Source organism: Nocardia sp. NPDC050718, from assembly GCF_040654235.1.
Taxonomy (GTDB): Bacteria; Actinomycetota; Actinomycetes; order Mycobacteriales; family Mycobacteriaceae; genus Nocardia.
The window spans coordinates 202,136-215,709 of record NZ_JBFAHQ010000005.1; the positions used below are offsets into that span (position 1 = coordinate 202,136).

A 13,574-nucleotide genomic window follows, 5' to 3' on the forward strand; every position below is an offset into this window, starting at 1 on the left:
CTTTAGCGCATGGCATCGCAGGTTCCCAAATCGGGCCGCTACCTGCGGACATGCGGCGTATAACGATGTGCTGACGAACGGTGGCCGGATCGACAGGGGTGGGGCCACTGGGGCAGGATGGAGCCCGCACACAGACGTGGGAGGAGCTCCAGGAGATGCTGCGGTTGATCATCGGCGTAGCGGCCGGTTATGTGCTGGGCACCAAGGCCGGGCGCGCGCGCTACGAGCAGATCAGTGCGGCGACGCGCGCCGTCGCGGGGAGCCCGGTGACGAAGAAGCTGGTGTCGGTGAGCCGGCAGAAGCTGTCCGACAAGTTGAGCACGCAGCCGAAGCTGGAGCCGATGACGCCGATCGACGAGCGCACCACGGTGCTGGTGCCGCACAACCAGCTGCGCCGCTGACTCAGGCGCCCGCCGCGAAGCCTTCGCTGCCCATCGCCTGGGCGGCGAGGCTCTTGCGGTACTGCTCGAGCGCGACCAGGTCGCCGAACAGGGTCATGTAGGTGTCGGGCTCCTCGCTGGCCGACAGTCGCTGCAGCTTCGACTTCAGTTCGGCGATCTGACGGCCGACCCAGGCTTCCTGGGTGCGCGCCAGCACGCCGGTGATGAAGCGCGGGATGTCGTTCTGGGAGCGCACCGGCAGCTGCTCGTTGGCGAGCTCGGAGACCAGCGCGCGCGTCATCAGATCGTCGGTGTGGTCGGCCACCGCCGCGACCCACTCCGCGCCGCCGAGCCCGGCCGCCGTGCCACCGGCTTGCGCGATCATGATGCGCACGGCCACATAGGCCGGATGGGTGAACGCGGCGGTGTCGATGGAGTCGAACACCACACCCGCGATGCCGGGGTATTGCAGTGCGGCGCTGAGGGTTTGGCGCTGCGCGAGCAGCACCGGGTCGTTGGGCGCCGGGCGCACCGAGGAGCTCTCCTCGACTCGCGGCGCGGCAATGGGTTCGGCGCTCGCCTTTCCGGCCTGCTTGCCCGGACCGGCGGCACCGCCCATCCGGTTCTTCTTGGCTTCCTCGCCGACGCGACGGACGACGAGCTGGATGTCGTCCCAGCCGACCCAGCCCGCCAGTTTGGTCGCGTAGCCCTTGCGGGTCGCGTTGTCCTTGATCTGGGCCACCACGGGCACGGTGCGGCGCAGCGCCTCGACCCTGCCCTCGACGTCGTCGAGGTTGTGTTCGGCGAGCAGACCGCGAATCACGAACTCGTAGAGCGGGGTCCGGCGCGCGACCAGATCGCGGACCGCGGCGTCACCGGAGTGCTGGCGCAGTTCGCACGGGTCCTGACCGTCGGGGGCGACGGCGATGTAGGTCTGGCCGGCCAGGCGCTGATCGCCGCTGAACGCCTTCAGAGCGGCGGCTTGGCCCGCCGCGTCACCGTCGAAGGTGTAGATGATCTCGCCGCGCCAGAAGTTGTCGTCCATCAGGAGCCTGCGCAGCACCTGGAGGTGCTCCTCGCCGAAGGCGGTGCCACACGAGGCGACGGCGGTCTTCACCCCGGCCAGGTGCATGGCCATCACGTCGGTGTAGCCCTCGACGACGACGGCCTGATGCCCCTTGGAGATCTCGCGCTTGGCGTGGTCGAGCCCGAAGAGCACCTGGGACTTCTTGTACAGCAACGTCTCCGGCGTGTTCACGTACTTGCCGGGCATGGTGTCGTCGTCGAAGAGCTTGCGCGCGCCGAACCCGATCACCTCGCCACCGAGGTTGCGGATCGGCCACAGCAGCCTGCGGTGGAACCGATCGATCGGCCCGCGCTTGCCCTGCTTGGACAGCCCGGCCGCTTCCAGCTCCTTGAACTCGAAACCCTTGCGCAGCAGGTGCTTGGTGAGCGCGTCCCAGCCGCCGGGCGCGTAGCCGCAGCCGAACTGCTGGGCGGCGGCGCCGTCGAAGTTGCGGTCGGTCAGGTACTTGCGCGCGGTCTCGGCCTCGGGCTCGCGCAGCTGCGCCATGTAGAACTCGTGCGCGGCCGCGTTGGCGGCGACCAGCCGGGAGCGGGTACCGCGGTCGCGCTGGACCGAGGTGCCGCCGCCCTCGTAGTTGATCTGGTAGCCGATGCGGTCGGCCATCTGCTCGACGGCCTCGACGAAGCCGATGTGCTCGATCTGCTGCAGGAACTTGTAGACGTCACCGCCCTCACCACAGCCGAAGCAGTGGAACAGGCCGTGGTTGGGCCGCACGTGGAACGACGGCGACTTCTCGTCGTGGAAGGGGCACAGGCCCTTGATCGAGTCGGCGCCCGCGCGCTTGAGCGCGACGTACTCACCGACGACATCTTCGATCCGGACCCGGTCACGGATCGCCGCGATATCGCGATCTGGGATTCGTCCGGCCACGATCAGTGAGTCTAGTCGGGCCGGCTCAGCGGCAGTCCAGCGAGGCGGCGACGCGCTCGAAGCGGCTCTCGGTGTAGGAGGCGATCTGGTCGATCACCACGCGCACCCGGGCGGTGTCGTCGGTGGCGGCGTTCCACCAGGGCAGCATCTGGTCGTCCAGGTGGGCGGGCGCGGTGGTGAGCAGGCGGTCGGCGACGGCCTGCACCCGTTCGCGCTGGGTCTGCTGGCGGGCCAGGTGGCCGCGGTCGGACCGCACGTAGCGCAGGGCGACCGTCTTGAGGACGGCCACCTCGGCGGCCACGATCGGCGGCACGATCAGGTCGGCCTCGTAGCGGATGAGCGGGCCCGGCCCGTACCGCTCGTGGGTGGCGGCGATCGCGGCCGTCGCGAACCGGCCGACCAGCTCGCTGGTGAGCCGCTTGAGCGCCACCGAGGCGGCGAAGGTGCCGTCGTAGTCCACCGCGTCGGCGACGACGTCGAGTTCGGACAGGCGCTGCGCGGCGGCGGCCAGCGCGTCGATCGACTGGTCCGGGTGCTGGCCGTGGCCCTGCTCGGCGAGGGCGGCCTGTTCGCTGGGGTCGGCCAGGGCGCGCAGGTCGATCCGGCCGACGATCACGCCGTCCTCCACGTCGTGCACCGAGTAGGCGACGTCGTCGGACCAGTCCATGATCTGGCATTCCAGGCTCTGCTTGCGGTCCGGCGCGTCCTTGCGCACCCAGGCCAGGCGCTCCAGGTCGTCCTCGTAGGCGCCGAACTTGGTGCCGGAACCGCTTCTGCCCCACGGGTATTTGAGGGTCGCGTCCAGGGCGGCGCGGGTCAGGTTGAGCCCGGCGCTCTCCCCCGCCGGGTCGAGCACCTTCGGTTCGAGGCGGGTCAGGATGCGCAGGTTCTGCGCGTTGCCCTCGAAACCGCCGTATTCGTCGGCGAATTCGTCGAGGGCGCGTTCGCCGTTGTGGCCGTAGGGCGGATGGCCGATGTCGTGGGCGAGGCCGGCCAGGTCGACGAGATCGGGGTCGGCGCCGACGCCGTCGGCGATGCTGCGGCCGATCTGGGCCACTTCGAGCGAATGGGTGAGCCGGGTGCGCGGGGTGTCGCCCTCGCGCGGGCCCATGACCTGGGTCTTGTCGGCGAGGCGGCGCAGCGCCGCCGAGTGCAGCACGCGGGCCCGGTCGCGGGAGAACTCACTGCGGTGGCCCTTGTCCGCGGCGCCCGGCCAGGCGGTCTTGCCCGGCTCGTGGACCATCCGTTCCCGGTCGTGCGGGGTGTAGCTGTCGCTCATCGAATCTCACTGTCCCGCCGTGTAAGAGAAGTCTGCCGAGAAATGGGTCAGCTGGTACCAGAGCAGCGCGCCGGTCTCGCGGGCGATGCCGTGGAACTGCGATTCCCTGGTGTAGACCGCCGGTCCGGTGCGGGTCGGCGCGGTCCACGCGTCCAGTCCGGCGTCGCGAGCCATCGTCCTGGTCCGCAGTGAATGCCACGGATCGCTGACGAGTACGGCCGATGACATCCCGCGCGCCGTCATCGCGGTCGCGACCGCTTCGACGCTGCGCAGGGTGTCCGATCCGGTCTCCACCGCGAGGATGTCCTCGCTGGGGACGCCCTTGTCCTCGAGGTAGCGCTTGCCCGAGGCGGCCTCGGTGTAGAGGTCGCCCTCTTGTTTGCCGCCGACGGTGATCACCCGGGGCGCGACGCCGACCTCGTAGAGCCGCCACGCCTGGTACAGCCGCGCCTCGAAGACCGACGAGGGGGTGCCCGAGTACTGCGCGGCGCCGAGCACCACGATCGCGTCGGCCTTGGTGTAGTCGTCGATGCGGGCGACCTGCCACACCCGGAAGGCGGTCCCGGCCACGAGGACCACGCCCATCAGCACCGCACCGGCGATCAACCGGCCGATCCATCGCGAGACCGACGACGCGAGCCCGTGCGGGCGACGAGCATCCGGGGCAGGTGCGGCCGTGCGCGGGAAACCCGATTTCATCCTGATCAGTGTGCCAGGTCCGGCCGACGACCGATCATGCCAGCGGTCACCACCGGATTCCGGTCCGGTGAACGACCGACAGCGGGACCGTCCGCCCAGGTGATCCGCGCGGCGATCTCGACCATCGAACGGACCAGCGGGCTGTGTGCCAACCAGCCCGGCGGGGGTGAGTTTCGCGCCGAATGCCGCGGTGTCCGGCGCCGGTGTGGTCACGGCTGTGGCGGGAACGAGCGCGCCGCTTCGATTCGAGTAGTCCAACTACTCGACAATTGCCTGGTCAGGGGCGTGTACTGAAAACGGTGGCCTGCTACGACACCAGGACACCTCTGCTGGGTGGTCCGGGCAACCGGGTGTCCCTCCCACGGTCGCCCGCGCACCGGGCGGCATCGGTCGATCCCCGTGGACCGGCCGCAGAAGGTTCCACATAAGGGTTTCCCACAACCAGGATGCGCGAACCTGATTTGTTGTGTTTTTCACGGCTCCTCGAAGGGGGTGCCCGCCCTAACAGGTATCTCCGCGCGACCTCCCCGAATCTCGATTCCGGAGCGGCCACGTGACCCAGCTAGACAACGAGACCTTCGCGGTGACGGTGTCCCGCGGAGATTCAGTCATCTTCCACTGGATATTCCGTCCCCGGACCATCAAGAAGGTCCATCGGGTCGGCGGTGTGATCACCGTTTTGGAGTAGGCGGCGTCAGAACCGTCGGAGCAACGGCATCAGGGCCCGGGCCTGGTGCCGTTGCTCCGTCTCTGGCCGGTTCACCAGCCTCGTTCCCGCCATTCGGCGAGGTGCGGGCGCTCGTCGCCGAGCGTGGTGTCGTCACCGTGGCCCGGATAGACGACGGTGTCGTCGGCGAAGCGGTCGAACAGCTTGGTGGTGACGTCGGTGAGCAGGGTGTCGAAATCGGCCGGGTTGTGGGTCTTGCCGACGCCACCGGGGAACAGGGAGTCGCCGGTGAACAGGTGGGCGCGGCCCGCGCCGTCGACGAGCGCCAGGGCGATGGAACCGGGCGTGTGGCCGCGCAGGTGGATCGCTTCGAGGACGATATCGCCGACCTGGACCGTGTCGCCGTCGGCGAGCAGCCGGTCGGGCCGCACCGGCAGGGGGTCGGCGTCGAGGGGGTGGGCCGCGGTCTCGACGCCGAGCGCGGCGGTGACCTCGGACAGTGCCTGCCAGTGGTCGGGGTGCTGGTGGGTGGTGACGATCAGGTCGATCTGGCCGGGGGTCTCCTGACCGGTGAGCTCGAGGATGCGGGCGGCGTCGTTGGCCGCGTCGATCAGGATCGCGGCGCCGGTGGCCGTGCTCTGCACGAGGTAGGTGTTGTTGTCCATCGGACCGACCGACATCTTCACGATGCGGGCGCCGGGGACATCCCGCTGCTGGGCGGCTCCGGTCGCGGTGACATGTCCGGTGTAGAGACGATCGACTGTGGCCATCCGCCGATCGTAGAAGCCACGCTGCGCGCTGTCGTACCCGCGTCGTTGCCGTGCGCCCGTTAGATTCGACACATGCGGCAGTCGAGGAAGAGTTCGGCCCCACGATCGGTTCCGGTGCGCGCCACGGCCGGTCTGCTCTGCGCGGTGCTGGCCGCGTTGAGCCTGCTGTGCGCGGCGGGCGCGACCGCCGAGCCACCCGCGCGGATGGGACCGCAGGTGGTCGACACCGCCGAGGTGCTCAGCGGCGCCGACGAGGCCAGGGTGCTCGCGGCCGTCGATCAGCTCTACCGCGATCACCAGGTCAAGCTCTGGGTGATCTACGTGCGGAACTTCGCCGCGCAGGCGCCGCGGGACTGGGCCGCCCGGACCGCCGAGCTCTCCGGCTTCGCCGACCGCGATCTGCTGCTCGCGGTCGCCGTCGACGATCGCGGCTACTGGCTGCACGGCACCCTGCCCGACGGCGTCACCGATGGCGAGCTGGACACGCTGCTCGCGAGCACGGTGGAACCCGATCTGCGCGAACGCAAATGGGCGCAGGCCGGGGTCGATACCGCCGACGGCATCGGCGCGGCGATGCGCGGCGCCGGCGTGCCGTGGGGCTGGCTGGTCGGCATCGGGCTGGTGGTCGTCGTCGGGGCGGGCGGGCTGATCCTGTTCTCCCGCAAGCGTCGTCGCGATCGGGACCGGGCCGAACTGAGCAATGCCCGCGCGGTCGACCCGGCGGATTCGGGTGCGCTGGCGAAGCTGTCACTGCCGACGCTGCACGCGCTCTCGCGCGAACGGCTCGTCGAGATCGACGACGCCGTGCGCACCAGCACCGAGGAACTGGCCTTGGCCACCAGCGAATTCGGCGAGACCGCGGTGACGCCGTTCCGCACCGCGCTCGACGCAGCCCGCGCCGCGACCGCGAAGGCATTCACGATCCGCCAGCAGCTCGACGACGCCGTCCCGGAAACCCCGGACCAGCAGCGCGGCATGCTGATCGACCTGATCTCCACCGCGGGCAAGGCCGACCGCGAACTCGACGCCCAGGTGGCCGATTTCGACGCCATGCGCGATCTGCTCATCGACGCGCCCGCCCGGTTGGACGGGCTGACCCGCGACATCGTCGACCTGACCGCGCGCACACCCGCGTCCGACACCGAACTGGCCCGGCTGGATTCGGCCTACCCCGCCTCGGTGCTGGCGCCGATCCACGACAACGTGCGGATGGCGACAGAACGGATCACCTTCGCCGAGCAGAACATCGACACCGCCCGCACCGCGCTGACCCAGCCGGTCGGGCAGCAGGGCGGCGCGGTCGCGGCGATCCGCGCGGCCGAGGGCGCGATCGGCCAGGCCCGCACGCTGCTCGACGCGGTGGACCAGGCCGCGACCAACATCCAGCAGGCCCGCGACGGCCTGCCCGCCGCCCTCGACGAACTCCGCGCCGACCTCGCGGCCGCGGCGGCCCTGACCGAGTACGGCGGGCCCGAACTGGCCGCGGCCGTCGGCGCGGCCACCACGACGCTGAACACCGCCGCCACCGGTGCCGAATCCGATCCGCTCGACGCCTTCCACGACGCCGTCACCGCCGACGCCGAGCTGGACCGGGCCATCGCGGCCGCCTCGGATCGCAAACTCGCCGTGGAGGATCTGCGGCGCAGGCTCGATCGGACGCTCACCGACGCGGCCGCCCGCATCGACGCCGCGTCCTCGTTCATCACCACCCGGCGCGGTGGCGTCGACGCCGAGGCGCGGACCCGGCTCTCGGAGGCCCAGCGTCATCTCGCCGAGGCCCGCGGGCTCGCGGCCACCGCGCCGGAGCGCGCGCTCGTCAGCGCGCAGACCGCCGCCGATCTGGGTGGACAGGCCTTGCAGCAGGCGCAGGCCAGCGTGCGCGCGTGGGAGTCGCGACAGCCCGTGGCGGGCAGTTCACAGGCCGGTGCGGTGCTCGGCGGCATCCTGCTCGACGGCTTCCTGCGCGGCTCGATCGGCGGCGCGACCCGGCGCGGTGGCGGCGGTTTCGGTGGCGGCGGCGGGTACCGGCCGGGGTCCTACGGCGGCTCGTCGGGGTCGCGCCGGGTCAGCCGGGGCGGCCGATTCTGAGCGCTTGACCCTCACACCGTGTGAGGCCGTACACCGGAAGGCGTCATGTTCAGTATCGGAGATTTCGCCAGACACGGTCAGGTGTCGGTGCGCATGCTGCGCCACTACGACGCCGTCGGATTGCTGCGGCCGGCCCGGGTCGACCCGGCCACCGGCTACCGGTTCTACGCGGCCGCCCAGCTGGCCCGGCTCAACCGGCTCGTCGCGCTCAAGGAGCTCGGGTTCACCCTGGAACAGGTGGGCCGGATGCTCGACCCCGGCCCCGGGCCCGACGAGCTGCGCGGCATGCTCGCGGTGCGCCGGGCGGAGCTGGAGCAGCGGATCGCGGCCGACGGCGCTCGGCTGACCGAGGTCGAGGTGCGACTCCGCATCATCGAGAAGGAGGGCGTCATGCCCGATCAGGATGTCGTCGTCAAGTCGCTGCCCGCGGTCCGGGTGGCCGAATCGACCGGGGTCGCCGCGGGATTCGAGCCCGCCGCGATCAGCCCCGTGATCCAGCCGCTGTTCGGCGGGCTCTGGGAGCAGATCACCGAGGCCGGGATCCCCGTGGTCGGGCCCGCCATCGCGTACTACCGCGAGCTGCCCGACGGCACCGTCGGTATCCACGCGTGCGTGCCGGTCGACGTGGAACCCGATGCCGCGCCGGGATTCTCGATCGTCGACCTGCCCGCCCAGGGCCGGGTGGCGACCACCATCCACCGCGGCAGTGTCGACGGGATCGGCGCGGCCTGGCAGGCGCTGGGCCGCTGGGTGGAGGACAACGGGTACCGCACCGCGGCTCCGGTCCGCGAGGTCACCCTGGAGTGGACGCCCGACCCCGCCGGATGGGTCACCGAGCTCCAGGAACCGATCGCGCCGCGCTGATTGCCGCGGAAGGCCCGGTCAGGCGCTGGCCGCCTCCGCCGCCGCGGGGCGGCCGGTCAGCTCGGCGGCGAGCGCGGGCAGCAGTTCGCTCGCCCGCGGTCCGCCGCCGAGCCTGGCCAGGGTGAGCCGGCCGAGGTAGGTGTAGACGAGGAAGGTCACGGCCGCCGAGGCGCCGGTGGACGGGCGGGGGTGGGCCGAGAGGTAGACGATCTCGTAGTCGTCGAGGATCAGCCCGGCCGGCGCGCGGAAGGTGGGCACGGTGCCGGTATTGGTCAGGGCGATGTGCCCGGCGGTGGAGTGCACGCGGGTGGGACCGAAGAAGTCGGGGAAGTGCAGGACCGACTGTTCGATCACGCCACCGGCCAGGTCGTCGTGCAGCGCGGTGCCGATCCGGCGGGCCAGCGCGACGATGTCGTCGGTCTCGGTGACGTCGGTGGTGAACGCGGCCAGGCCGGAGATATTGGTGCCCGCGGCGGCCGCGAGCGGCGGGTCGAGGCGCCTGCGCATATCGACCGGGTAGAGACAACCGACCTGCGCGACATCGTAGAGCGCGGCGAAGGCGCGCAACGCCGCCGCGGTGACCAGCCCGTTCACACTCACCGCGTGGGTGCGCGCCAGTTCCAGGACCCGCGCCGTCTCGATGGGATCCAGGTGGATCCGGTCCGGCCGCGCCAGCGCGGGCGTCGCGGGTGGCGAGGGTTCGACGACCCCGACCGCGTCGGCGACGACCAGCGGCCGGATCACGGCTTCGAGCCCCGACTTCGGTCCGCGCGTGGTCCCCCGCCGTGCCAGCAGCGATTCCAGCGATACCGGGTAATCCCGGGCGGCGGCCGCGATGGTGCCGGTCTCCACGTGGTCGGTGTAGTACCCCCACAGCCGCTCGAACAGCTCCACACAGTGCCCGGCATCGGCGACACTGTGGTGCACGAACAGCGTGACCCTGGCCCGATCCTCTTCGGCGAGAACCACATCCAGATAGCCCAGCTGGGCGCCGGGATCCATCGACTCGGTCGGGATGCGTACCTCGTCGGGATCACCGAAACTCACCCAGGCGCCGACCGGCTCGATGTGCCCGGGGCGCACCAGGATTCCGGTCTCGGTGTCGTCCTCGACGATCCGGCAGACCAGGATCGGGAAGGCGTGTTGCAGTGCGGCGAAGGCCGCGCCGAGGGCGGCCGCGTCGAGTTCACCGCGCAGGGTCACCGAGCGTCCGGTGAAGGTGGCGTGCCGAACGAATCGTTGTTCCGACGGGTCGAGCTCCCGCAGCACGTCTTCCGGTTCCCACAGCACAACGGAAAGAGTGAGGCACGCGGCCCACCGACGCAAACCGCCGGGTACGTACTGTGATCACCTGCACGCCGCAGCCCGTGCGCGATCGTCGCGTGGGAACGCGCGGAGCCCGCGTCGCACGTGGCGACGCGGGCTCCGGGCGGTCGGTATCAGGCGCCGAGGAGGCGGGTGGCGAGGTAGGACTCCACCTTGTCCAGGGCGATGCGCTCCTGCGCCATCGAGTCGCGCTCGCGGATCGTGACGGCCTGATCGTCGAGGGTGTCGAAGTCGACGGTGATGCAGAACGGGGTGCCGATCTCGTCCTGGCGACGGTAGCGGCGGCCGATGGCGCCTGCGTCGTCGAAGTCGACGTTCCAGTGCTTGCGCAGCTGCGCGGCGAGGTCCTTGGCCTTGGGCGTCAGGTCGGCGTTGCGCGACAGCGGCAGCACCGCGGCCTTGACCGGCGACAGCCGCGGGTCCAGCCGCAGGCTGATCCGCTCCTCGGTGGTGCCCTTGGCGGTGGGCACCTGGTCGACGGTGTACGCGTCGACCAGGAACGCCATCAGCGAGCGGGTCAGACCGGCCGCCGGCTCGATGACGTACGGGATGTAGCGCTCACCGGAGGCCTGATCGAAGTAGCTCAGGTCGGTGCCCGAGTGCTCCGAATGCGTGCGCAGGTCGTAGTCGGTGCGGTTGGCGATGCCCTCGAGCTCGCCCCACTCGCTGCCCTGGAAGCGGAAGCGGTACTCGATGTCGGTGGTGCCGGCCGAGTAGTGCGACAGCTTTTCCTTGGGGTGGTCGTAGAGGCGCAGGTTGTCGGGATCGATGCCGAGGTCGGTGTACCAGGCCAGGCGGGTCTCGATCCAGTACTTGTGCCACTCGGCGTCTTCGCCGGGCTTGACGAAGAACTCCATCTCCATCTGCTCGAACTCGCGGGTTCGGAAGATGAAGTTGCCGGGGGTGATCTCGTTGCGGAAGCTCTTGCCGATCTGGGCGATGCCGAACGGCGGCTTCTTGCGCGCGGTGGTCTCGACGTTCTTGTAGTTGACGAAGATGCCCTGCGCGGTCTCGGGGCGCAGGTAGTGCAGGCCCTCTTCGTCGTCGACCGGGCCGAGGAAGGTCTTGAGCAGGCCGGAGAAGTTCTTCGGCTCGGTCCACTTGCCCGGCTGGCCGGTCTCGGGATCGTTGATGTCGGCCAGGCCGTTGGCCGGCGGGTGGCCGTGCTTCTCCTCGTACGCCTCGAGCAGGTGATCGGCGCGGTAGCGCTTGTGCGTGTGCAGCGACTCGACCAGCGGATCGGAGAAGGTCTCGACGTGGCCGGAGGCCTCCCAGACCTGGCGCGGCAGGATCACCGAGGAGTCGAGGCCGACGACATCGTCGCGGCTGGTGACCATGGTCCGCCACCACTGCCGCTTGATGTTCTCCTTCAGTTCGACGCCAAGCGGACCGTAGTCCCACGCCGACTTGGTGCCTCCGTAGATCTCACCGCACGGGTAAACCAGGCCCCGGCGCTTGGCGAGGTTGGCAACGGTGTCCACCTTCGACTTGGGTGCCACGCGAGATTTCTCCATCCCTTGGGAGTCGGACAAGTATGTCGACAAGGGTATCGGCACCGGCCAACCGGTTTTGCACCGCACGGGCGAAGTAGCGCCGCGACGGCCGCTCGGCGACAGGTTCGGCACATTCTCGAACAACCGGCGGCATGGTGTCCGCCGGTGTTCTTCAATGGAGGCAGTCGAGTTCGAACCGGGGGGTTCGTCATGCATCAGCTGCCATCCGATCCGTTCGATGCCGCGGCCCCGCGTCGCCCGGCCGAGTCCGTGCGACCGCGGTCGAAACGGGCGGCCGCCGTCGCCGTCCTGACACTGGTGGCGACGCTGCTGCTCGCGGTGACCCTGGTGCTGTTGCGGATGGACCGCGGCGCCGCGCCCACCCTGGTGCTGCCTAGGGTCCCCGAGCGAGCCGCGATCGATCCGGCGCGGCCGTTCCTGAATACGCCCGCGATCACCTGGGCCGAAGGTGAGGCCGGAGTCGTCGTCGCCCCGGCGACAGCGGTGGGCCGGTACCCGGCCGAGCAGGTGGCCGCGGTGATGGAGCGGGTGCGGCAGGTGATCGTCGCCGCCCGGCTGAATCGCCACGTGCTCGAATCCCACGACGCCGAGCCGGTGCTCGCGCTGCTGTCGGCCCAGGCGGCCACCGGCGCGCGCGAACTGATCCGGCCGGGCAACGAGGCCGAGACCTGGTGGGTGTCGGCCAAGATCGCCGAGGGCTATTCGCTGCTGCCCGCGACGCCCAGGGTGATCGGCACGATGACGCCGCGCGTCGGCCCCGACGGCGAACTGGTGATCAGCACCAACTACCTGGTGGCCTACGCCTTCGAGGCCTGGAACGTGACCCAGCTCGACGACCCACTCGATATCGTGGCCGTCGACCGCTGGGAGGTCGACTACGAGTGGGTCGAGGATTCGCGGTACGCCGAGGAGTCCCAGGGCCTGCACCTCGGCGCGACGCGCGGGTTCACCTTCGGCGCCAATTGCCCGATGGTCCGCAGGGGGTTCCTGGCGCCGGGCTACAGCGACACCGGCCTGGCCACCGGCCCGAGCAGCCAGCCGGTGGAGGCCTACTTCGATCCGAACGCGCCGCTGGACGAGCACAGCAACTGCTGATCGCCGCAGCTCAGCGCGCCACGTTCGACATGCGCACGTCTGCATGTCAAAATGGCATCGGTTTCCATTAAGGAGTTGGTTGATGACCACCGATGCCACGGCCGCACACGCGCACAGCCCGTATCACTCCCCCGCCCCCGCCACGGTGCCCGCGCGCCAGGTGCTCGAGGACGCGGGCGAGCTGCTGCGCGCGCTGGCCGCTCCGGTGCGGATCGCGATCGTGCTGCAGCTGCGCGAGTCGCCGCGCTGTGTGCACGAACTGGTCGACGCCCTCGGGGTCACCCAGCCGCTGGTCAGCCAGCACCTGCGCATCCTCAAGTCGGCGGGCGTCGTGCACGGCGAGCGCTCGGGCCGCGAGGTGCTCTACGAACTCGTCGACGACCATCTGGCACACATCGTCGTCGACGCCGTCGCCCACGCCGAGGAAGGGTAATCCGGTGGCAGACAATCCCTCCGGCAAGCAGGTCGGGATCCGCAGCACCCGGCAGCGCAGCGCGATCTCGGCGCTGCTCAGCGATATCGACGAATTCCGTTCCGCCCAGGAACTGCACGACGAGCTCCGCAAGCGCGGCGAGGGCATCGGCCTGACGACCGTCTACCGGACCCTGCAGTCGCTGGCCGACGCGGGCATGGTCGACGTGCTGCGCACCGACTCCGGCGAGTCCGTCTACCGCCAGTGCTCGAGCGGGCACCACCACCACCTGGTCTGCCGCCACTGCGGCCGCACCGTCGAGGTCGAGGGCCCGACGGTCGAGGCGTGGGCAGCGACCATCGCGGGCGAGCACGGCTTCACCGAGGTCAGCCACACCCTGGAGATCTTCGGCACCTGCCGCGAGTGCGTCGACGCCCGCGCCCGCGCCGAGAAGGACGAGACCGCGACGGTCTAGCTATGTGACTCACGTCACATGATGGAACCCCCGGTTCGACTGCCCCGT

At 70.3% G+C, this 13,574-nt stretch carries 12 protein-coding genes; 6 read left to right on the top strand and 6 right to left on the bottom strand.

The genetic code is table 11. The annotated features are described in order from the left end of the window. The first annotated feature begins 155 nt into the window (after positions 1-155). Positions 156-401, top strand: coding sequence for a hypothetical protein (locus AB0H54_RS23650; RefSeq protein ID WP_355278813.1), 246 nt, complete (start codon positions 156-158; stop codon positions 399-401). Position 402: 1 nt separating this feature from the next. Here AB0H54_RS23650 and dnaG read toward each other — a convergent pair whose 3' ends face one another. The 4 genes from dnaG to AB0H54_RS23670 all read right to left on the bottom strand — a co-directional run bounded on the left by dnaG (position 403) and on the right by AB0H54_RS23670 (position 5,752). Next, complete coding sequence (dnaG, locus tag AB0H54_RS23655) at positions 403-2,337, bottom strand: DNA primase (RefSeq protein WP_357347902.1); 1,935 nt, start codon at positions 2,335-2,337, stop codon at positions 403-405. A 25-nt stretch (positions 2,338-2,362) separates the two neighbouring features. Then, positions 2,363-3,616: a deoxyguanosinetriphosphate triphosphohydrolase gene (locus AB0H54_RS23660; RefSeq protein WP_355278807.1), complete on the bottom strand. Its 1,254-nt coding sequence runs from the start codon at positions 3,614-3,616 to the stop codon at positions 2,363-2,365. Positions 3,617-3,622: 6 nt separating this feature from the next. Next, the gene (locus AB0H54_RS23665; RefSeq protein WP_355278805.1) at positions 3,623-4,315 is read right to left on the bottom strand and encodes a YdcF family protein; all 693 of its coding nucleotides are present in this window, start codon (positions 4,313-4,315) and stop codon (positions 3,623-3,625) included. 759 nt (positions 4,316-5,074) lie between these two features. Further along, the gene (locus tag AB0H54_RS23670) at positions 5,075-5,752 is read right to left on the bottom strand and encodes an MBL fold metallo-hydrolase (protein WP_357347904.1); all 678 of its coding nucleotides are present in this window, start codon (positions 5,750-5,752) and stop codon (positions 5,075-5,077) included. Between the two features lie 114 nt (positions 5,753-5,866). Between AB0H54_RS23670 and AB0H54_RS23675 the strand changes: the two genes are divergently transcribed. Together AB0H54_RS23675 and AB0H54_RS23680 are read left to right on the top strand one after the other, a co-directional pair. Continuing rightward, positions 5,867-7,840 carry a TPM domain-containing protein gene (locus AB0H54_RS23675; RefSeq protein WP_357347906.1) on the top strand — a complete coding sequence of 658 codons (1,974 nt, stop codon included), beginning with the start codon at positions 5,867-5,869 and terminating at the stop codon, positions 7,838-7,840. Positions 7,841-7,885: 45 nt separating this feature from the next. Beyond that, positions 7,886-8,704, top strand: coding sequence for a MerR family transcriptional regulator (locus tag AB0H54_RS23680; protein ID WP_355278799.1), 819 nt, complete (start codon positions 7,886-7,888; stop codon positions 8,702-8,704). Between the two features lie 18 nt (positions 8,705-8,722). On the opposite strand, the gene AB0H54_RS23685 is transcribed toward AB0H54_RS23680, so the two are convergent. Both AB0H54_RS23685 and AB0H54_RS23690 read right to left on the bottom strand, forming a co-directional pair. Continuing rightward, positions 8,723-9,994, bottom strand: a complete 1,272-nt coding sequence (locus AB0H54_RS23685) for an acyltransferase (protein ID WP_357347909.1) — start codon at positions 9,992-9,994, stop codon at positions 8,723-8,725. Positions 9,995-10,143: 149 nt separating this feature from the next. Next, positions 10,144-11,529, bottom strand: a complete 1,386-nt coding sequence (locus AB0H54_RS23690) for a glycine--tRNA ligase (protein ID WP_316573924.1) — start codon at positions 11,527-11,529, stop codon at positions 10,144-10,146. A gap of 204 nt (positions 11,530-11,733) precedes the next feature. On the opposite strand from AB0H54_RS23690, the gene AB0H54_RS23695 reads away from it, so the two are divergent. The 3 genes from AB0H54_RS23695 to AB0H54_RS23705 all read left to right on the top strand — a co-directional run bounded on the left by AB0H54_RS23695 (position 11,734) and on the right by AB0H54_RS23705 (position 13,526). Beyond that, the gene (locus AB0H54_RS23695) at positions 11,734-12,639 is read left to right on the top strand and encodes a hypothetical protein (protein WP_357347911.1); all 906 of its coding nucleotides are present in this window, start codon (positions 11,734-11,736) and stop codon (positions 12,637-12,639) included. 82 nt (positions 12,640-12,721) lie between these two features. Next, entirely contained in the window at positions 12,722-13,072 is a 351-nt protein-coding gene (locus AB0H54_RS23700) for a metalloregulator ArsR/SmtB family transcription factor (RefSeq protein ID WP_355278787.1), read from the top strand. A 4-nt stretch (positions 13,073-13,076) separates the two neighbouring features. After that, a complete protein-coding gene (locus AB0H54_RS23705) occupies positions 13,077-13,526 on the top strand; it encodes a Fur family transcriptional regulator (protein WP_355278784.1) in 450 nt (149 codons plus the stop codon). The last annotated feature ends 48 nt before the right edge of the window (positions 13,527-13,574 follow it).

Excerpts from the sequence above, each read along its gene's own strand:
- AB0H54_RS23650 (WP_355278813.1), top strand. The coding sequence starts at position 156 with ATGCTGCGGTTGATCATCGGCGTAGCGGCCGGTTATGTGCTGGGCACC.
- AB0H54_RS23660 (WP_355278807.1), bottom strand. The coding sequence starts at position 3,616 with ATGAGCGACAGCTACACCCCGCACGACCGGGAACGGATGGTCCACGAG.
- AB0H54_RS23665 (WP_355278805.1), bottom strand. The coding sequence starts at position 4,315 with ATGAAATCGGGTTTCCCGCGCACGGCCGCACCTGCCCCGGATGCTCGT.
- AB0H54_RS23670 (WP_357347904.1), bottom strand. The coding sequence starts at position 5,752 with ATGGCCACAGTCGATCGTCTCTACACCGGACATGTCACCGCGACCGGA.
- AB0H54_RS23680 (WP_355278799.1), top strand. The coding sequence starts at position 7,886 with ATGTTCAGTATCGGAGATTTCGCCAGACACGGTCAGGTGTCGGTGCGC.
- AB0H54_RS23695 (WP_357347911.1), top strand. The coding sequence starts at position 11,734 with ATGCATCAGCTGCCATCCGATCCGTTCGATGCCGCGGCCCCGCGTCGC.
- AB0H54_RS23700 (WP_355278787.1), top strand. The coding sequence starts at position 12,722 with ATGACCACCGATGCCACGGCCGCACACGCGCACAGCCCGTATCACTCC.